At 41.4% G+C, this 1,992-nt stretch carries 3 protein-coding genes, 2 tRNA genes and 1 pseudogene; 3 read left to right on the top strand and 3 right to left on the bottom strand.

Annotated elements, in window-relative coordinates:
- Positions 1–294: GNAT family acetyltransferase (locus J663_RS18415; RefSeq protein ID WP_033851427.1), on the top strand; the 294-nt coding region annotated here is incomplete at its 5' end.
- A gap of 168 nt (positions 295–462) precedes the next feature.
- Here J663_RS18415 and J663_RS18410 read toward each other — a convergent pair.
- From J663_RS18410 to J663_RS18400, 3 genes are all read right to left on the bottom strand, one after another.
- Positions 463–538: transfer RNA gene (locus J663_RS18410), tRNA-Phe, on the bottom strand.
- Positions 539–664: 126 nt separating this feature from the next.
- Positions 665–740: transfer RNA gene (locus J663_RS18405), tRNA-Phe, on the bottom strand.
- Positions 741–846: 106 nt separating this feature from the next.
- On the bottom strand, positions 847–1,230 hold the full coding sequence (locus tag J663_RS18400) for a GNAT family N-acetyltransferase (protein WP_002116928.1): 384 nt from the start codon (positions 1,228–1,230) through the stop codon (positions 847–849).
- Between the two features lie 102 nt (positions 1,231–1,332).
- Between J663_RS18400 and hisB the strand changes: the two genes are divergently transcribed.
- Both hisB and J663_RS19360 read left to right on the top strand, forming a co-directional pair.
- Positions 1,333–1,926: an imidazoleglycerol-phosphate dehydratase HisB gene (gene hisB / locus J663_RS18395; RefSeq protein ID WP_002116767.1), complete on the top strand. Its 594-nt coding sequence runs from the start codon at positions 1,333–1,335 to the stop codon at positions 1,924–1,926.
- Positions 1,926–1,992, top strand: a pseudogene (locus J663_RS19360) (imidazole glycerol phosphate synthase subunit HisH); the annotation flags it as partial. The gene hisB and the pseudogene J663_RS19360, both read left to right, overlap by 1 nt.

Below are 1,992 nucleotides of genomic sequence, written 5' to 3'. Positions count from 1 at the left end.
TTAGTTGCTATTAAAGATGAGCAACTGATTGGTACGCTTATGGGCGGCTACGATGGCCATAGAGGCTGGATTAACTATTTGGCTGTTCACCCCCACCAACAACGCTTAGGAATCGCTACAGCGCTCGTTCAGCAGCTTGAGAAGCGCCTCATTGCTCGTGGCTGCCCAAAACTGCAATTATTAGTTCGTAAAGACAATTTGAATGTATTGAATTTTTACGAACAGCTTGGCTATGACGAGGTAGAAGCAGTGTGCTTAGGAAAACGACTTATTCGTGATAGTTCTAATGATTAGAACCACGTTTTGTTTGGGCTATTTTGAGAAAGTTAAGGCGATATTGGGGATAACCCTCTTTGCTTGTGGATAAAATGAGATTTATACACAGGTAAGGTCTTAACATTTTTATTAAATAAACAAGCATGAAAAAAGCCCCATACATTATGTATGGGGCTTTTTCGAATATGGTGGCGAGACCCAGGATCGAACTGGGGACACACGGATTTTCAATCCGTTGCTCTACCTACTGAGCTATCACGCCGATGGCCTGTATTAAGCCGTATCTCAGAACAATAGTCAACAATTATCCTGAGTTTCTGATTTAAATGAGTATTTTTTATACTTAAAAAAAATCCCTGATGGGATCAGGGATTGAAAACACAAATAATGGTGGCGAGACCCAGGATCGAACTGGGGACACACGGATTTTCAATCCGTTGCTCTACCTACTGAGCTATCACGCCGAAGTGGGCGTATTAAACAATGTTTATAAGAAGACGTCAAGCAACTTCCGTGTTTTTTGTAACAAGTGATTATTTTTAAATCACAACCACAAAATAATAGAAGCTTTTAGTGATGTAGTTTACCAATGTGAGCCAAACAGCGATGAATCGCGCCACAACCTGGTTCAAAAGTTTTAACACCTTTTGACTCTTCTATACGGCAAGCTTCTTCGACTAAGCGCTCAGCCACCCCACGACCACGGTTCGCAGGGTGCACAACAATATATTCAAGAACCTTGCTTTCGCCTTGTCCTGAAGACCAAATTGCACCTATAATTTTGGTGTTAAATTCGGCAGTGTATAGCGTGGTATACTGTTGTAAATCTTGTTCAAGTTGTTCAATCGCATCGTGCCCGTCACCAAACTCCGGACTTGTATCATACAGTCGCTCAAGCTGATCGCGGATCTCTGAATTATCTAGAGAACTATAAGCATGTACGGTAATAGGCATTGATTAACCCTCCTGAGCAAACTATGATGCTGTCACGAATTCGTCACAGCGAAATTGTCGTTAACATCCAATCATTTTTGACGTTTTTTGAGGAACGTGTCCATGACGCAACGTATCAGTGAAGTGGTTAGAAATACCAATGAAACCAAAATTCGAGTTCGTTTAAATCTCGACGGTACTGGTCAAGGCACACTAAACACTGGAGTTCCATTTTTAGACCATATGATTGATCAAATCAAGCGACATGGCTTATTTGATATCGATATTCATTGTGACGGAGACCTCGAGATTGATGATCACCACACCGTAGAAGACTGTGGTATCACGCTTGGACAAGCTTTTGCACAAGCTTTGGGCGATAAAAAAGGTTTAAAACGCTATGGTCATTTTTATGCACCATTAGATGAAGCTTTATCTCGTGTTGTTGTCGATTTATCTGGTCGTCCGGGTTTATTCATGGATATTCCATTTACTCGTGCGCGCATCGGTACATTTGATGTCGATTTATTTTCTGAGTTTTTCCAAGGTTTCGTAAACCATGCGCTTATGACCTTACACATCGATAACTTAAAAGGTAAAAATAGCCACCATCAAATCGAAAGTGTTTTTAAAGCACTTGCTCGTGCTTTACGTATGGCATGTGAAGTTGATCCACGTGCTGAAAACACGATCGCATCGACAAAAGGTAGCCTCTAATGACACGTATCGCGTTACTTGATTATGGCATGGGCAATCTACATTCAGCTGCTAAAGCACTTGAGC

It is taken from the genome of Acinetobacter sp. 826659 (assembly GCF_000588515.1).
GTDB classification, from domain to species: Bacteria; Pseudomonadota; Gammaproteobacteria; order Pseudomonadales; family Moraxellaceae; genus Acinetobacter; species Acinetobacter pittii.
This window is presented reverse-complemented; position numbering and strand designations above follow the sequence as displayed.

Bases quoted from the DNA above. Each gene is read 5' to 3' on its own strand.
- J663_RS18400 (WP_002116928.1), bottom strand. From the start codon at position 1,230: ATGCCTATTACCGTACATGCTTATAGTTCTCTAGATAATTCAGAGATC.
- hisB (WP_002116767.1), top strand. From the start codon at position 1,333: ATGACGCAACGTATCAGTGAAGTGGTTAGAAATACCAATGAAACCAAA.